Annotated in this window: 13 protein-coding genes; 4 read left to right on the top strand and 9 right to left on the bottom strand. The window is 67.3% G+C overall.

Features of this window, described 5'->3' with window-relative positions; genetic code table 11:
* Position 1 precedes the first annotated feature (1 nt).
* Genes ACEOAB_RS06985 through ACEOAB_RS06975 form a run of 3 tightly spaced genes read right to left on the bottom strand, consistent with a single transcriptional unit; the run spans position 2 to position 4,704 of the window.
* A complete protein-coding gene (locus tag ACEOAB_RS06985) occupies positions 2-994 on the bottom strand; it encodes a PDR/VanB family oxidoreductase (protein ID WP_413748550.1) in 993 nt (330 codons plus the stop codon).
* Positions 995-1,010: 16 nt separating this feature from the next.
* A complete protein-coding gene (locus ACEOAB_RS06980) occupies positions 1,011-2,507 on the bottom strand; it encodes an indolepyruvate oxidoreductase subunit beta family protein (RefSeq protein ID WP_413748549.1) in 1,497 nt (498 codons plus the stop codon).
* Positions 2,508-2,511: 4 nt separating this feature from the next.
* Complete coding sequence (locus ACEOAB_RS06975; RefSeq protein WP_413748548.1) at positions 2,512-4,704, bottom strand: thiamine pyrophosphate-dependent enzyme; 2,193 nt, start codon at positions 4,702-4,704, stop codon at positions 2,512-2,514.
* A gap of 144 nt (positions 4,705-4,848) precedes the next feature.
* Between ACEOAB_RS06975 and ACEOAB_RS06970 the strand changes: the two genes are divergently transcribed.
* Positions 4,849-5,331, top strand: coding sequence for a MarR family winged helix-turn-helix transcriptional regulator (locus tag ACEOAB_RS06970; RefSeq protein WP_007831268.1), 483 nt, complete (start codon positions 4,849-4,851; stop codon positions 5,329-5,331).
* A gap of 18 nt (positions 5,332-5,349) precedes the next feature.
* On the opposite strand, the gene ACEOAB_RS06965 is transcribed toward ACEOAB_RS06970, so the two are convergent.
* The 6 genes from ACEOAB_RS06965 to orn form a co-directional block, all read right to left on the bottom strand.
* Positions 5,350-6,234, bottom strand: a complete 885-nt coding sequence (locus ACEOAB_RS06965) for a quinone oxidoreductase family protein (RefSeq protein WP_413748547.1) — start codon at positions 6,232-6,234, stop codon at positions 5,350-5,352.
* Positions 6,231-7,028: an alpha/beta fold hydrolase gene (locus ACEOAB_RS06960; RefSeq protein WP_413748546.1), complete on the bottom strand. Its 798-nt coding sequence runs from the start codon at positions 7,026-7,028 to the stop codon at positions 6,231-6,233. The genes ACEOAB_RS06965 and ACEOAB_RS06960 overlap by 4 nt, the downstream gene beginning before the upstream one ends.
* The gene (locus tag ACEOAB_RS06955; RefSeq protein WP_495653559.1) at positions 7,025-8,029 is read right to left on the bottom strand and encodes a 3-hydroxybutyryl-CoA dehydrogenase; all 1,005 of its coding nucleotides are present in this window, start codon (positions 8,027-8,029) and stop codon (positions 7,025-7,027) included. Before ACEOAB_RS06955 ends, ACEOAB_RS06960 begins: the two co-directional genes overlap by 4 nt.
* Positions 8,019-9,092, bottom strand: a complete 1,074-nt coding sequence (locus ACEOAB_RS06950) for an NAD/NADP octopine/nopaline dehydrogenase family protein (RefSeq protein WP_495653558.1) — start codon at positions 9,090-9,092, stop codon at positions 8,019-8,021. The genes ACEOAB_RS06955 and ACEOAB_RS06950 overlap by 11 nt, the downstream gene beginning before the upstream one ends.
* A gap of 212 nt (positions 9,093-9,304) precedes the next feature.
* Entirely contained in the window at positions 9,305-11,218 is a 1,914-nt protein-coding gene (locus tag ACEOAB_RS06945) for a DEAD/DEAH box helicase (protein ID WP_056586992.1), read from the bottom strand.
* A 253-nt stretch (positions 11,219-11,471) separates the two neighbouring features.
* On the bottom strand, positions 11,472-12,068 hold the full coding sequence (orn, locus tag ACEOAB_RS06940) for an oligoribonuclease (protein ID WP_413748542.1): 597 nt from the start codon (positions 12,066-12,068) through the stop codon (positions 11,472-11,474).
* A 59-nt stretch (positions 12,069-12,127) separates the two neighbouring features.
* Between orn and ACEOAB_RS06935 the strand changes: the two genes are divergently transcribed.
* From ACEOAB_RS06935 to rsgA, 3 genes are all read left to right on the top strand, one after another.
* The gene (locus ACEOAB_RS06935) at positions 12,128-13,381 is read left to right on the top strand and encodes a M48 family metallopeptidase (protein WP_413748541.1); all 1,254 of its coding nucleotides are present in this window, start codon (positions 12,128-12,130) and stop codon (positions 13,379-13,381) included.
* 106 nt (positions 13,382-13,487) lie between these two features.
* Complete coding sequence (locus ACEOAB_RS06930; RefSeq protein WP_413748540.1) at positions 13,488-13,841, top strand: 4a-hydroxytetrahydrobiopterin dehydratase; 354 nt, start codon at positions 13,488-13,490, stop codon at positions 13,839-13,841.
* A gap of 12 nt (positions 13,842-13,853) precedes the next feature.
* The gene (gene rsgA, locus ACEOAB_RS06925) at positions 13,854-14,804 is read left to right on the top strand and encodes a ribosome small subunit-dependent GTPase A (protein ID WP_413748539.1); all 951 of its coding nucleotides are present in this window, start codon (positions 13,854-13,856) and stop codon (positions 14,802-14,804) included.
* Position 14,805: the final 1 nt, after the last annotated feature.

Below are 14,805 nucleotides of genomic sequence, written 5' to 3'. Positions count from 1 at the left end.
TTCAAAGGTCGAGCACCAGGCGCGCACCCTTGGCGCGCGAGATGCAGATCTGGATGACGTTGCCTGCCGCTTTCTCGCGGGCGGTGAGCACGTAGTCGCGATGCTCGATCTCGCCTTCGATCACGGGCACGGCGCACACACCGCATTCGCCGCGCTTGCAGTCGAACATCGGGTCGCAGCCATGCTCGATCAGGCAATCGAGGATGCTCTGGTCGGCCGGCACGGTGAAGCGCTGGCCCGACTGGGCGAGTTCCACCTCGAAGGGCTGGTCGCCCGCTTCCGCGACCGGCTCGGTGAAGAGCTCGAAGTGCACGCGGTCGTGTTCCCAGCCGCGCGCCTGGGTGCGGGCCAGCACGGCGTCCAGCATGACCTTGGGGCCGCAGACGTAGAGGCGATCGCCAGCGGGCACGCCGTCGAGCAGCGCGTCGATATCGAGAGGCGCGCCGGTTTCGGCATCGGCGTGCACGCGCAGCTCGTCGCCGAGCAGTGCGTGCAGCTCGGGCAGGAAGGCCATCAGCTCGCGGCTGCGGCCGGCGTAGTGCATGCGCACCGGCGCCTCTTCGGCGCGGCGGCGCGCGGCCATGGTGGCAAGCGGCGTGACGCCGATGCCACCCGCCACCAGCACGGTGCCGCCGGGACCGGTGTGCAGCGGAAAGTCGTTCTTCGGCGCCTCGATGGCGACCGTGTCGCCCTCTTTCAACTGCTCGTGCATGAAGCGCGAGCCGCCACGGCCTTCGGCCTCCTTGCGCACGGCGATCACGTACTCGGTTGGTGCGTTGGTGGCGTTGCGCGCGGTCGCGAAGTTGATGAGCGAGTAGTGGCGCCAGTCGGTCTTGCCATCGGGCAGCGACACCTGCACGCGGATGTGGGCGCCGGCCGCGAAGCCGGGCAGCGCGCGGCCGTCTTCGGCGCGCAGGCGCAGCATGCGGATCAGCGGATTCAGTGCCCGCGCTTCGACAACGCGCAGCGAGAGGGTGGCGGAGGGTGCGGTCATCTTCGATGTCTCTTCGTCAGGCCAGTGCGTGCTGCGCCAGTGCAGCCTGCAGCTTGTGGCCGTGTTCGTCGGCCAGCGCCGCGTCGCGCAGTTCGCGCAGCGTGGCCGGTGCCAGCGCCGCGCCGGCGCGCTCTACGGCGCGCATCACGGTGTCGTAGTTGCGAACGCCGCGCTCGTGCGTGTCGCTGTAGCCTTTCACGAGCCGCTGGCACTGGGCTAGTTCGACGGCGAGCTCCGGGTTGCGCTGCGCAGTCGCGGCGATGCGCTGCAGCCATTCCTCGATGCGGCGGTTCTCTTCGGCATAGCGCAGTGTCGACAGGCGCCAGCGCTTCATGGCTGCCACCGTGCGCAGCATGAGGTAGCCGCGCAGCGAGCTGGTCCGGATCACGCGACCGTGCTGCGTGAAGCGCTCGACGAGCTTCTTCGGCAGCGTCGAATCCATGAGCCAGCGGCCGATGCCGCCGGGCAGCGTCTCGCAGATTTCCTGCAGGCGTGGGTGCATGTATTCGTTGATGGCCAGCACCTGCCCGGCTTGCACGCGGGCCTCGCCGCGCACGCGCTCGAAGCGGGTGGCGCGGGTCTTCAGCGCGGCGACGCGGGCGGTGTCTTCATAGGACATCCAGAGCGCAAGGTGGCGCGCGGTTTCACGCAGCAGCCGGTGGTCGCCGGCCGGCAAGGCCGCCATGCGGTCGAGGTACAGGCCGGCGTAGGCCGGGTCTTGGTAGTCGATGAGGCGGCGCACGCCTTCGAGCAGGAAGTCTTGTGCGGCAGCCGGAAATTCACGCTGCACGCGCTCGACCAGCGCACGCACGGCCGGGTGGCGGGGTTGCGGTGCCGGCGTGGCGAGCGGAGCCTCTTTCACCGGCTCGCCGTCGTCGCCGCCCTGCGCGCGGGTGAATGCGGCACCGAAGGCCTTGAGGCTGGGCTTCACACCTACGCCGCCGCGTTCTATCGTCGCCTCGAACTGCGCACGGCTGAAAGGCAGCACGCCCGATCCTGCCAACGCACCAAAGAGCACAGCACTGATCACACTGCCCGAGGCCTCGGCCGCCTGCGCCATGTCGAAGCGGATGAAGCGCTTGGCGGCCCGTGCCGTGTGCGCGAGCAGCTGGTCGCTGTCGACGCGGCCGTCACCCAGCGCACTCTTCTCCGCGATCGAGAACACGCGGTGCGTGGAGGCGATCAGCGTGGTGCGGTCGTTCGTGACCAGCCCGCGCTGAACCGCGCGTCCAGCCTCCATAAGCTCCGACGCCAGCACCACATCGACATCGCCCGGCAATGGCATCAGCGCCAGCACAGGCTTGCCACCGTCGGCGTCTGCCCGTGCCGTCGGATAGAGCTCGACGTAGTAGATGGTTGCGCCCGTGCGCTGCGCCACGCCCGGCACCGACGTGGTCTGCGCCACGTAGCCATTGGCCTCGCCCATGTCGACGATCCAGTCGGCCAGAACGCCGCCGCCCTCCCCGCCCATGGCGAGGATCGCGATCTTGATCGGTTGTGCGCCGTTCGTCATCGCTTCAGAACGCATAGGCTTCACGACGGCGTGCTTCGCCGCGCTGCAGCCAGCCGATGACGGCAGCGCGCACACGCTCGCGCAGCAGGTCCCAGCGGCTCGGGTTGCTCACGATCTGCGCCTTGTAGAACGACGGGCACAGCACGGCGGCGTGCGAAACCTCGCCGCACACACCGCAGCCCACGCAGCTGTCGAGCACCGTGGCGACCGGGTCGGTGCGTAGCGGATCGGGGTTGGGCTTGATCGACAGCGACGGGCAGCCCGACAAGCGGATGCACGAGTGGTCGCCGGTGCAGGTGTCGGGATCGACACCGAACTTCTCGCGCACCATGCGCTTGCCGTCGGCGATGGCCTTGCGTATCAGCGGCTTCTCGCGGCGCTGCTTGTTGAGCATGCATTCCGACTGGGCGATCAGCACCTTCGGGCCTGGGGTCTTGGTGGTGAGCGCTTCTTTCAGCGCATCGCGCATGCCAGCGACGTCGTAGGTGCGGCGCAATGTCTTGACCCATTCGACGCCCACGCCGCGCACGGCGCGTTCGATCTCGTGGCCGGTACTGCGCGTCTTGTTGACGGCGTTCGACGAGAGGATGTCCTGCCCGCCCGTTGCCGAGGTGTAGTTGTTGTCGACGACGATGGTGAGGTTGTCGCTCTTGTTGAAGACCGCGTTGGCAACGCCGCTGGTCAGGCCGTTGTGCCAGAAGCCGCCGTCGCCCATCATCGAGATCGCGCGCTTGCCGGCCGGCGCGTTGAGCGCGGAAGCACCTGCGCCGCCGAGGCCGTAGCCCATGGTGGTGTTGCCGATGTTGAACGGCGGCAAGATGGAGAACAGGTGGCAGCCGATGTCGGCGCTCACGTGGTGCGGGCCCAGTTCGCGCTCGACCAGCTTCATGGCGCTGAAGATCGGGCGCTCGGGGCAGCCGGTGCAGAAGCCCGGTGGGCGGGCGTGGACCACTTCGCCCAGCGCTGTGGACGGCAATGCGGGCTCGGGTGCGGCATCGACGCCGATCGCTGCGACCTCCACCAAAGGGATCACCTTGCGCACGGGGGCGGGCACCGGCAGCGGCGCGAGCCGGTCGTAGCGCTCGCAAAAGCTGCGCGCGCCCTTCAGCAGTTCGGCGGCGGTGTATTCGCCGGCCACCGGCAGCATGTCCTTGCCATGCAGCGCCGTGGTCGAACCGGCCTGCCGCAGGATGGTCGCAAGATTCTGTTCGACGAAGTTGGGCTGGCCTTCTTCCACCACCATCACCGCGCGCTTGCCTTCGCAGAAGCGGATCACCTCGCTCTCGATGACGGGGTAGGCCACGTTCATCACGTAGAGCGGCACCTGCGTGTTGCCATACACGTCGGCCAGGCCCAGGCGCTCGAGCGCGCGCAGCAGCGTGTTGTAGCTGCCGCCCTGCACGATGATGCCGATGTCGTCGGCGTCTTCGGAGAAGAACTCGTTGAGCTTGCGCTCCTCGATGAAGCGCACGGCGGCGGGCCAGCGGTCCTTCACCTTTTCCTGCTCGTGCACGAAGCTCGCGGGCGGCAGCACGATGCGGCCGACGTCGCGCTGCGGGTTCTCGAGCGCGTCCTTCAGCGTGAACTTCGCGCGCTTGTTGTCGCCGGCGATGAAGTGGCCGTGCACATGGCAAGCGCGGATGCGCAGCTGCAGCATCACGGGCGTGTGGCTGGCCTCCGACAGATCGAAGCCCTGCTTCACCGCATCGACGATGCTCGGCAGGTTGGGCCTCGGGTCGAGCAGCCAGATCTGCGACTTCATCGCGAACGCATGGCTGCGCTCCTGCATGATCGACGAGCCTTCGCCGTAGTCCTCGCCCACGATGATGAGCGCGCCGCCCGTCACGCCGCCCGACGCCAGGTTGGCCAGCGCATCGGACGCCACATTGGTGCCCACGGTGGCCTTGAAGGTGACGGCGCCGCGCAAGGGGTAGTTGACCGACGCCGCAAGCGTGGCTGCAGCAGTGGCTTCGCTTGCACTGTTCTCGAAGCGGATGCCCTGCTCGGCAAGGATGTCCTGTGCGTCGGCCAGCACATCCATCAGGTGCGAGATGGGCGCGCCCTGGTAGCCCGCCACATAGGAAACTCCGGATTCGAGCAAGGCCTTGGTGACGGCCAGAATGCCCTCGCCACGAAAGACATCTCCGCCAGAAAGCCTCAGCTTCTTGACTTCTTCGACGAACGAACGCTCAGCCATTGGGGTCCTTCTTCCTTCGCGTGGGAGGATGCGCTTCAGGTGCCACATCACGCTTCCTATAATGTTGACAAATGAATGTATCCACAATCATGAATTACCCTAGACATGCAAGCTGCGTGCCCGCGGCGACTGTGAGGTGCCTTCATGGCTGAACCAGATCCATCCACCGAATCGCATCGCTTCGTCGACGACTACCTGCCGGCGCTGCTGGCACAGGCCAGCCAATTGATCTCTTCGGAGTTCCACGAGGTCGCGCGCCAGCAGGGCTTCTCCGTGTCGGAATGGCGCGTGATGGCATCGCTTGCGGGCAGCGAGCCAATCAGCATCGGCCAGCTCGCCCAGGTGACTGTCACCAAGCAGCCGACGGTGACGCGGCTGCTCGACCGCATGGAAGCGCGCGGACAGGTCGAACGCCTGCCCCACGAAAGTGATCGCCGCATCACGCTGGTGCGCATCACGCGCAAGGGGCTGAAGGCGGTGGAGCACCTGATGGAACTCGCGCGCGACCACGAGCGGCGCGTGCTCGAACCCTTCGGGCTGCGGCGCGCCGAAGAGCTCAAGCAGACGCTGCGGCAGATGATCGACCTGCATGTGCATGTGCCGGTCGAGGGCCCGGAAGAAGACTGAGTCTTCGCGCCTCGCCGGTCAAAGGCGGGGCACGAGAACAGCCCGCCCGCGGTGGCCGCGTTGTGCAATCCAGTCGAGCGCGCCGGCCGCATCGTCGAATGCGAAGGGCCGAACGTCCAGATGCAGGCGACCGTCGGCCAGCCTTGCAAGCAACTCGGGGACAGCGGCGCGGCCGGCCGATTCACGCCGGAACATGTTGAGCGGCAGAAGCGCGACATCGCGTTGCAGGAAATGTGCAATGTCCAGTTGCAGCGTCGGGCCGGCGGTGTAGCCGATCAGCACCGCGCGCCCACCGGGACGCACCGCGGGAAGGACTTTCGCAAGGACGTCGCCGCCGACGGTGTCGATGAGCAGGTCGGCGCTGGCCGCGGGCGGTGCTTCGGCATTCGCATCGACGGCCGTCGCTGCGCGGCCCAGGCTGCCAGCCAGCTGCATCACGAGCGAGCCGACGGCACCGCTCGCGCCGGTCACCAGCACCTGTTCACCAGGCTGCAGCTTCGCGACGTCGTGCAGCGCCACCCAGGCCGAGGTGCATGGGGAAAAGAACGCGGCACCGAGCGTCATCGGAACGCCGTCAGGCAAGAGTCCCAACGTTTCGTCGGGCGCATCGACAAGTTCGCACCAGGTGCCATCGAAGAGCGTGCCCAGTCCGCCGCCGCGCAGCCACACGCGCTGGCCGACGTCGTAACGTTCGCTCGCCATGACGGTGCCCGCAGCCTCCACGCCGGGCGTGTAAGGCAGCGGCGGGTGCCGCAGGAAGCTGCCGCGCCACACGGTGCGGTCGATGTGGCCGACCGTCGCGGCTTCCATGCGCACGATGGTGCGGCCCGGCCTTGCGACGGGATCGGCCACCTCTTCCAGCACGGGGACTGCATCGAAGCCGTGGATGCGCACGGCCTTCATGGCAGCGTCCCCAGAAAGTCGAGTACCGTGCGCGCGAAGGCATCAGGCATCTGATCGGGCAGCGGCACCATGCCGCCTTCGATGTCGACGATGCGCGCGTGCGGCAAGTGATGCAGCAACTCCTGCGCATGCGGCGCCGCGAACGGATCGTCGGTGGCACGCACGATCAGCGTGGGCTGCGCGACAAGGCCGATGCGTTCTTCCATGCGGTACGACGCGACGGCGCGATGGCCCTCTTCGACGCGTTCGACCTTCAACGCATCGCGCACGAAGGCCTCGAGCAGTTCGGGCCGCCCCGGTGGATAGAAGCCCTGGCGCTTCTGCCATAGCGCAGCGAGATGGGAGCCATCTTCGCTTGGCGTGACTTCGTCGATGGGCGGGCGCTGCGCACGCGCGCGGCGAAAAGCTTCGTCGGTGCAAGGCGTCGAAGACAGCACCAGGCTGCGCACGCGATCGGGAAACGCAGCTGCAAGCTCCACTGCCACGACGCCGCCGGTGTGGTGGCCCACCACGTCGGCCCGCGCGATGTTCAACACGTCCAGCAGTTCGCACGCCACGCGCGCCCATTGCCCAATGCTCGCGGGCACGCCGCCGTCCGCGGAGTCGCCGAAGCCGGCGGTGTCCATCGCGATGGCCCGGCGCTGCGCGCCGATCAGCGGCAGCACGGCGCGGTACTCGGCCCAGCTGCGCGGCGACTGGTGCAGCAGCAGCACCACCGGCGCGCTGCGGTCGCCGCATTCCGCATAGTGCACCTGCCCCACCGAGAGGTCGGCAAAGGCGCGGCGGATGCTCATGGCAAGGTCTCGTCGGCCGGCGCGCGCCACAGGCCCGCGTGCCGCAGTTCGCCGAGCGTGCGCGAGAGCACGTCGCGCCGGTAGGCTGCGACGTCGCGGCCCGCGTAATCGTAGAAGCCGCTGCCGCTCTTGAGGCCGAGCCGCCCCTGCTCGACCATGCGCCCGACGATGGCGGGCGCGGTGTAGCGGCCTGCGTCGAGCGAGGCCGACATCTCGCGGCTCGCGTGATGCAGGATGTCGCAGCCGCCAAAGTCGATGAACTCGACCACACCGAGCGCCGCGAAGCGCAGGCCGAGGCCGTAGCGCGTGGCCTTGTCGATCTCCTCGGCGGTGGCGGCGCCCTCCTCGATCATTCGCGCGGCTTCGTTCATCACCAGCGCCTGCAGGCGCGGCACGATGTAGCCGGGCGAGGCACCGCAGACCACGGGCAGCTTGCCGATCTCTTCCATCAACGCCTTGGTGCGCGCGAGCACGGCGGCGTCGGTGCCCGGATGGCAGCTGAGCTCCACCACCGGGATCACATAGGCCGGGTTGAGCCAGTGCATGTTGAGGAAGCGCTCTGGCAGCCGCACGAGCGCGGCCAGCTGCGTCACAAGGATGCTGCTGGTGGTCGAGGTGAGGATGGCGTCGTCGCGGCAATGGCGGTTGAGATGCTCGAAAGCCTCGCGCTTGGCCTCCATGGTTTCGGGCACGCCTTCGAACACGAGTTCGGCGGCGGCAAGCGCCTGCGGCGCGCCAGCGGCGTTGACGAAATCGACGCGCGCGGCGATCCGTTCGACCTTCGAGGTATCGATCACGCCAAGCTGCGCGAGACCCGAAAGACTGGCTTCGATCTCCGCCCTGGCCTCGTCGCGCAGGCGCTGCCACGCGTCGTCGCTGCGCGGGCGCAGGTCGATCAGCGAGATGCGCCGGCCGGCATAGGCGAACGCGATGGCGATGCCGCGTCCCATGCGGCCCGCGCCGACGGCGGCGAAGCGCGGGAGCACGGCCTCATTCGCCATCGTGCAGCCTCTGCTTGAGTTGGGCCGCGCTCAGGCCGGCAAGGCCGAGGCTTTCGAAAGTGCGAGGCCCGCGCCGCAAGTCGCGGCCGAGAAAGCCGCCGACGATGGCCAGCAGGCCATGCGCGATGGGCGCGTCCACGCCCGCATGGCGCGCGGCCGAGGCCAGGAAGGCAAGGCCGAGTTCGGTGTCCTCGGTGATGTAGCGGTGCGTGTGCAGGTCGATGTTCTCGCGCCAGTCTCCCGACTTCACGAGCTGCTTGTGCGCGTCGCCGTACATCCACTGGTCGTTGTTGTAATGGTCGGCCAGCGGATAGTGCGGCGCGCCCTGCCCGAAGGCTTCGCGCACGGCGATGCGCTCCCGGTCGAGCCTGTCGGTCACGTCGCGCACGGCGCGCTGCGTGCCTTCGTTGTGGATGTCCCAGCGCTCGAAGTGCTGCAGCGGCGCGGCGTTCATCACCATCAGCGGCGGATGGATGACGGGGCCGGCATTCATCAACGCACCCGAGAGCGCGTCGCCGCAGCCGTGCACGGCCGGGTAGGCCTTGCGGATCACCTCGATCACCTCGGCTTCCTTGCGCGCCGGGTAGACGCCGGTCGGCAGGCGGATGGCGCGGATGGTGACGTTCACCTCGCGTTCGCCGTGCTTGCGCGCGAGGTACGGCAAGGTGCCGGTCTCGGCCCAGGCGACATCGGCGCGGCTGCCGGCCTCTTTCACCGTCCTCGCCATCACGTAGCTGCCGAAGGTGCCCGGCGGCAGGAACACGACCTGGCCATCGACCAGATGCGGCGCCATCGCGAGCGCGATGTCGTGCTGTGCGATGGCGGGCGTGGGAATGACGATCAGCTCGGCGCCCTTCAGGGCGGCGCCGATGTCGGCGGTGGCCAGCGCAATGGGCACCTCGCGGGCGCCTGCGGCGTCTTTCAGAGTGATCGCGCCGACGTGGACGACGGGCTCCAGCGCTGCGGCATCGCGGCGCCACAGGCGCACCTCGTGGCCGGTTTCAGACAGGTCGGCGGCGGCCGCATAGGCGCCATGACCACCCCCAAGAATCGCAATTTTCATGTCGAAAGTCGAAAAGCAGGTGTCGATGAACCGGCGGCCGCAGGACGGACCCGGGGGAAGCAATGCGCTATTACATTACTTTTCATCGATTCAGGTGTCAATCAAAATCGAGCGACACCGCACTGCTCGGAAACCCGAAATGAAAAAGCCCGCGTTCGTGAGAAGCGCGGGCTTTCGAGGGGCGAGGCGGCTGTCAGGCCGCTCGGCAAGGATCAGCGGCTGGGCTTGAACGAGCGCTTCTGCGCATCGCGGGGCACGAACACCTTGCCCTGGCCGCCATGGCCTGCGCCATTGCCGCGGGGCGCGAAGCCTTCACGCGGAGCGAAACCTTCGCGGGGAGCGAAGTCACGGCCACCGCCATTGCCGCCGCCGCGCGGGGCGCTGTCGCCCCAGCCCGGCTTGCGACCGTAGCCGCCTTCGTCACGGCCGCCGCCGAAGCCGGCGTTGTGACCGCCGCCATGGCCGTGGCCCTGGCCGCCGAAGCCACCGCCGCGCGGTGCCGGGGGACGCGAACCGCGGTCGTTGAAGCCGCTGGCGCCTGCGTAGTTGCTGTTGCCGCCGCCGAAGCCGCCGCCATTGCCACCGCGATGACCGCCGCCGCCGCCGAACTTGCGGTCACGCGAATGGTTGTCGCCGCGGCCGCCGCGGAACTCGCCTTGCGGCGGGCGCGATTGCGGCATGCGCTGTTGCGGCTCCATGCCCGGCACCACTTCCGCCTTGAACTGCTGGCGGCTGTAGTGCTCGATGTCCATGATCTTGCGGCGATCGCGGAATTCGGCGAACGTGACGGCAATGCCGTCGCGGCCGGCACGGCCGGTGCGGCCGATGCGGTGGGTGTAATCCTCGGCCTTCATCGGCAGGCCGAAGTTGAAGACGTGGGTGATGGTCGGCACGTCGATGCCGCGGGCGGCAACGTCGGTGGCCACCAGGATCTGGACTTGGCCCTGGCGCAGCGCCATCAGGCGGCGGTTGCGCAGGCCCTGGCTCAGGGCACCGTGCAGCGCCACGGCGCTGAAGCCGTCTTGCTGCAGGTCGTTGGCGAGGCCGTCGCACTCGACCTGCGTGCTCGCGAACACGATGGCCTGGTTGATGGTGGTGTCGCGCAGCCAGTGGTCCAGCAGCTTGCGCTTGTGCTGGCTGTTGTCGGCCCAGAACAGCACTTGCTTGATGTTCGCGTGCTTCTCTTGCGGGCTGTCGATGGTCACGCGCTGCGGCTCGCGCATCACGCGCTGGGCCAGTTGCTGGATGCGCGGCGCGAAGGTGGCGCTGAACATCATCGTCTGCTGGCGCTCGATGGTGAGCTGGTTGACTTCGGCCAGGTCGTCGGCAAAGCCGAGGTCGAGCATGCGGTCGGCTTCGTCGACCACCAGGAACTTGACCTGGTCGAGCTTGATCTGCGACGAGCGCTGCAGGTCGAGCAGGCGGCCCGGCGTGGCGACGACGAGGTCGGCGTTCTGCAGGCGGGCAATCTGGAGCTGGTAGGGCATGCCGCCCACCACGTTCGCGATGCGCAGGCCGCGGCAGTGGCGAACCAGTTCGATGGCGTCATGCGCGACTTGCTGCGCGAGTTCGCGCGTCGGGCACAGGATCAGCGCGCCGGGGGTGGCGGGCTTGAAATGACGGGCGTTGGTCGGGTCCTTGCGCTTCGGCTTCTTCGGCACGGCTTCGCCGCGGGCAGCGGCTTCGGCGGCGAGGCGCTGGAATTCGGCCTTGGCTTCGGCTTCGGCTTCGGCCTGGCGCTTCAGCAGCGTGTGCAGCACGGGCAGCAAGAAGGCGGCGGTCTTGCCCGAACCGGTCTGGCTCGAAACCATCAGGTCGACGAAACGGGCGGTCTGGGCGGCGCCCTCTTGCTCGCCCATGGCGATCGGGATGACCTTTTCCTGGACGGTGGTGGGCTGGGTGAAGCCCAGGTCGGCCACGGCGGCGATCAGCTCGGGCGCGAGGCCCAGCTTGATGAAGCCGTTGGGTTGGGCAGGCTCTTCGGCCGCGGCCACTTCGGGAGCGGCTGCATCCAGCGCTTCGAGGATGTGCGATTCGGACACGGTGTCCGAAACAGCGGTGAATTCGTTATGGGTAGCGGATTGCACAGGCGCGAACTCGCCCTGCGCTTCAAAAGCGTCGGTCATGAATATCAATCTCAAACGCGAGCGCTGCCGTAGGCGGCGCCCCGTTGGTGGTTAAAAACATCAACCATCCAACGACATTCAACTTCGGGCTGGTGCCCAAGGCTGCGGCCCTTTTTGATCAGCGAATGCGATCGGGCGCGGTGTGCAAGATAGGGAGATGCAAGAGACGCTGGCCGGGCTTGAAATACCCGCCCGATCAGCGAAGCCTACGATTATGGCACGGACTCGGGTTTTTACCTAATTCCCGAGTTTCTCAATCCGTGAGGCGCAGGAAGGTCTCGCGGTAGTGCGCCAGTTCCTCGATGGATTCATGCACGTCGGCCAGCGCGGTGTGCGCCTGCTGCTTCTTGAAACTGTTGTAGGCCGTGGGTTTCCAGCGCTTGGCCAGCTCTTTCAGCGTGCTGACGTCGAGGTTGCGGTAGTGGAAATACGCCTCGAGCTTGGGCATGTACTTGACCAGGAAGCGGCGGTCCTGCCCGATGGTGTTGCCGCACATGGGCGAGCCGCTGCGCGGAATGTACTTGGCGATGAATTCCAGCAGTTGCTGCTCGGCGGCGGCTTCGTCGAGGGTCGAGGCCTTCACCTTGTCGATCAGGCCGCTGCGGCCATGGGTGCCCTTGTTCCAGGCATCCATCGCGTCGAGCACGGCGTCGCTCTGGTGGATGACAAGCACGGGGCCGTCGATGCGGGGCGTGAGGTCGGGGCCGGTGACGACCACGGCGATTTCGAGCAGGAACTCTTTTTCAGGGTCGAGGCCGCTCATTTCGCAGTCCAGCCAGACCAGGTTCTGGTCGCTTTTCTTCAGGGTGGGCACTGCGGCGGGAGGCGTCAGGTCAATGGATTCGGGCATCGCAGGATTGTCGTCGAAGGCCCGCAGCGCCAGATACCGAGGGCTAAACTCACTGCTTCATGTCCTATTCGCTCATCTTCACCATCGCCTTTGCGGCCGCACTGGTTGCAGGCCTGCTCGTGAAGTTCTGGCTCGCCTCGCGGCAGGTGCGCCATGTGGCGCTTCACCGCGGCGCCGTGCCAGCCGCTTTCGCCCAGACCATCACCCTCGCCGCCCACCAGAAGGCGGCCGACTACACCATCGCCAAGGCACGCTTCGGCCTGGTCGAGATGGCCTGGAGCGCGACGCTGCTGCTGGGCTGGACCTTGCTCGGAGGACTCGATGCGCTCAACAAGCTGCTGCTGGCGTGGATCGGCGGCGGCATGGTGCAACAGCTGGCGCTGCTGGCTGCCTTCGCAATCATCGGCGGCCTGCTCGAACTGCCCTTCACTCTCTGGCAGACCTTCAGGCTCGAAGAGCGCTTCGGCTTCAACAAGATGACCTGGAAGCTCTGGCTTGCCGACACGCTCAAGTCGACGCTGCTGGGCGCGGTGATCGGCCTGCCCATCGCGGCGCTGATCCTCTGGCTCATGGGCGCGGCCGGCCAGCTGTGGTGGCTCTGGGCCTGGGGCGCGTGGATGGGCTTCAACCTGCTGCTGATGCTGATCTACCCGACCTTCATCGCCCCCCTGTTCAACAAGTTCAAGCCGCTCGACGACCCCACGCTCAAGGAGCGCGTGACGGCTCTCATGAAGCGCTGCGGCTTCGCAGCCAAGGGCCTTTTCGTGATGGACGGGAGCACGCGCAGCGCGCACGCCAATGCCTACTTCACGGGCTTCGGTGCCAGCAAGCGCGTGGTGTTCTACGACACGCTGCTGCGCCAGCTCAACGCGGGCGAGGTGGAAGCCGTGCTCGCGCACGAGCTGGGCCACTTCAAGCATCGCCATATCGTGAAGCGGCTGGTCGCGATGTTCGCCCTCAGCCTGGCCGGCTTCGCGCTGCTGGGCTGGGTGTCGACGCAGGTCTGGTTCTACACGGGCCTGGGCGTGCAGCCCAACATGACGGCGCCCAACAGCGCGCTGGCGCTGCTGCTGTTCATGGTCGCCGTGCCGGTATTCGGCTTCTTCGTTGCTCCGCTGCCCGCACGGCTGTCGCGCAAGCACGAGTTCGAGGCCGACGCCTATGCGGTGGCGCAGACCAGCGGGGCCGACCTGTCGGCCGCTCTGCTCAAGCTCTACCAGGACAACGCTTCGACGCTCACGCCCGACCCGGTGTTCGTCAAGTTCTACTATTCGCACCCGCCGGCTTCCGAGCGCCTTGCGCGCATGACATGACTCACCCCCAGCCTTCGCGCACTTCGTGTCGCTTCGCCAACCCCCTTTGCGGCCCGGCAAAGCCGGTTCCGCGGTGTTCCGCGATCTGCCCCAAACAGGAACAACCATGAATCAGAGCATGTTCAAGCCCAAAGACTGGAAGAACCTTCCTCCCCGCAAGTCGCTGAGCGCCACCGAGATCGTTTCGGGCCTCGCAAAGCTCGACGGCTGGAAGCTCACCGGCGACGGCGCCAATGTCGCCATCGAGAAGACCTTCACCTTCGCCAACTACTTCGAGACCATCGCCTTCGTGAACGCGCTGGCCTTCGTGGCGCACACGCAGGACCACCACCCCGACCTGTCGGTGCACTACAACCGCTGCGTGGTGCGCTTCAACACGCACGACGTGGGCGGCCTGTCGGTCACCGACTTCGACTGCGCGCGCCAGGCCGACGCGCTGGTCGCCAGCCCCGCCGCATGACGGACCACGCCCTTGGCTAAGCCCGGCCGCACCGCGCCCACGGCAACCGCTGCGAAGGCACTCCACGAGGGCCTTGTCGTTGCCAGCCATGGACGCCACTGCCTGGTCGAAACACCCACGGGCGAACGATTGATCTGCCATCCGCGGGGCAAGAAGAGCCAGGCCGTGGTCGGCGACCGCGTGCATTGGCAGGCCAGTGAGGACGAAGGCACCATCGAGCAGGTACTGCCGCGGCGCAACCTGTTCTACCGGCAGGACGAGATCCGCACCAAGTCGTTCGCGGCCAACCTCGACCACGTGCTGATCCTGATCGCGGCCGAGCCGGAGTTTTCCGAACATCAACTGGCACGTGCGCTGATCGCGGCGCAGGCCGAGCGCATCACACCGATCATCGCGCTCAACAAGAGCGACCTGGTCGAGCCCTTCGAGCGCGCGTGGAACAAGCTGGCGCCCTACCGCCGCATGCACCACGGCGTGCTGCCACTGTCGCTCAAGGCGTCGGGCGAGGCGGACTACGCGTCGCTGATGAAGCTCCTGGCCGGCAAATCCACCCTCGTGCTCGGTCCGTCCGGATCGGGCAAGAGCACCTTGACCAACCTGCTGGTGCCGGGCGCCACCGTGTTGACGCAGGAGATTTCGCAGGCGCTGAACTCGGGCAAGCACACGACCACGAGCACCACCTGGTACTGGATCGACGAGGCCCGCACCACCGGCCTGATCGACTCGCCGGGCTTCCAGGAATTCGGCCTGAACCACATCGCGCCGATGCAGCTCGCGGGGCTCATGCCCGACATCGCCGAGCATGCGAACGACTGCAAGTTCTACAACTGCACGCACCTGCACGAACCGGGCTGCGGCGTGATCGCGAACGTGGAGACCGCGAGCAAACCGGGCGTCATCAGCGCGAGCCGCTACAGGATCTACGGCGAGCTGTTCGCCGAGCTGAGCCAGAAGCGGTACTGAC

The organism is Variovorax sp. Varisp53 (assembly GCF_059491555.1).
Note: the sequence above shows the minus strand (reverse complement) of the source record. Positions and strands in the feature narration are given on the sequence as shown.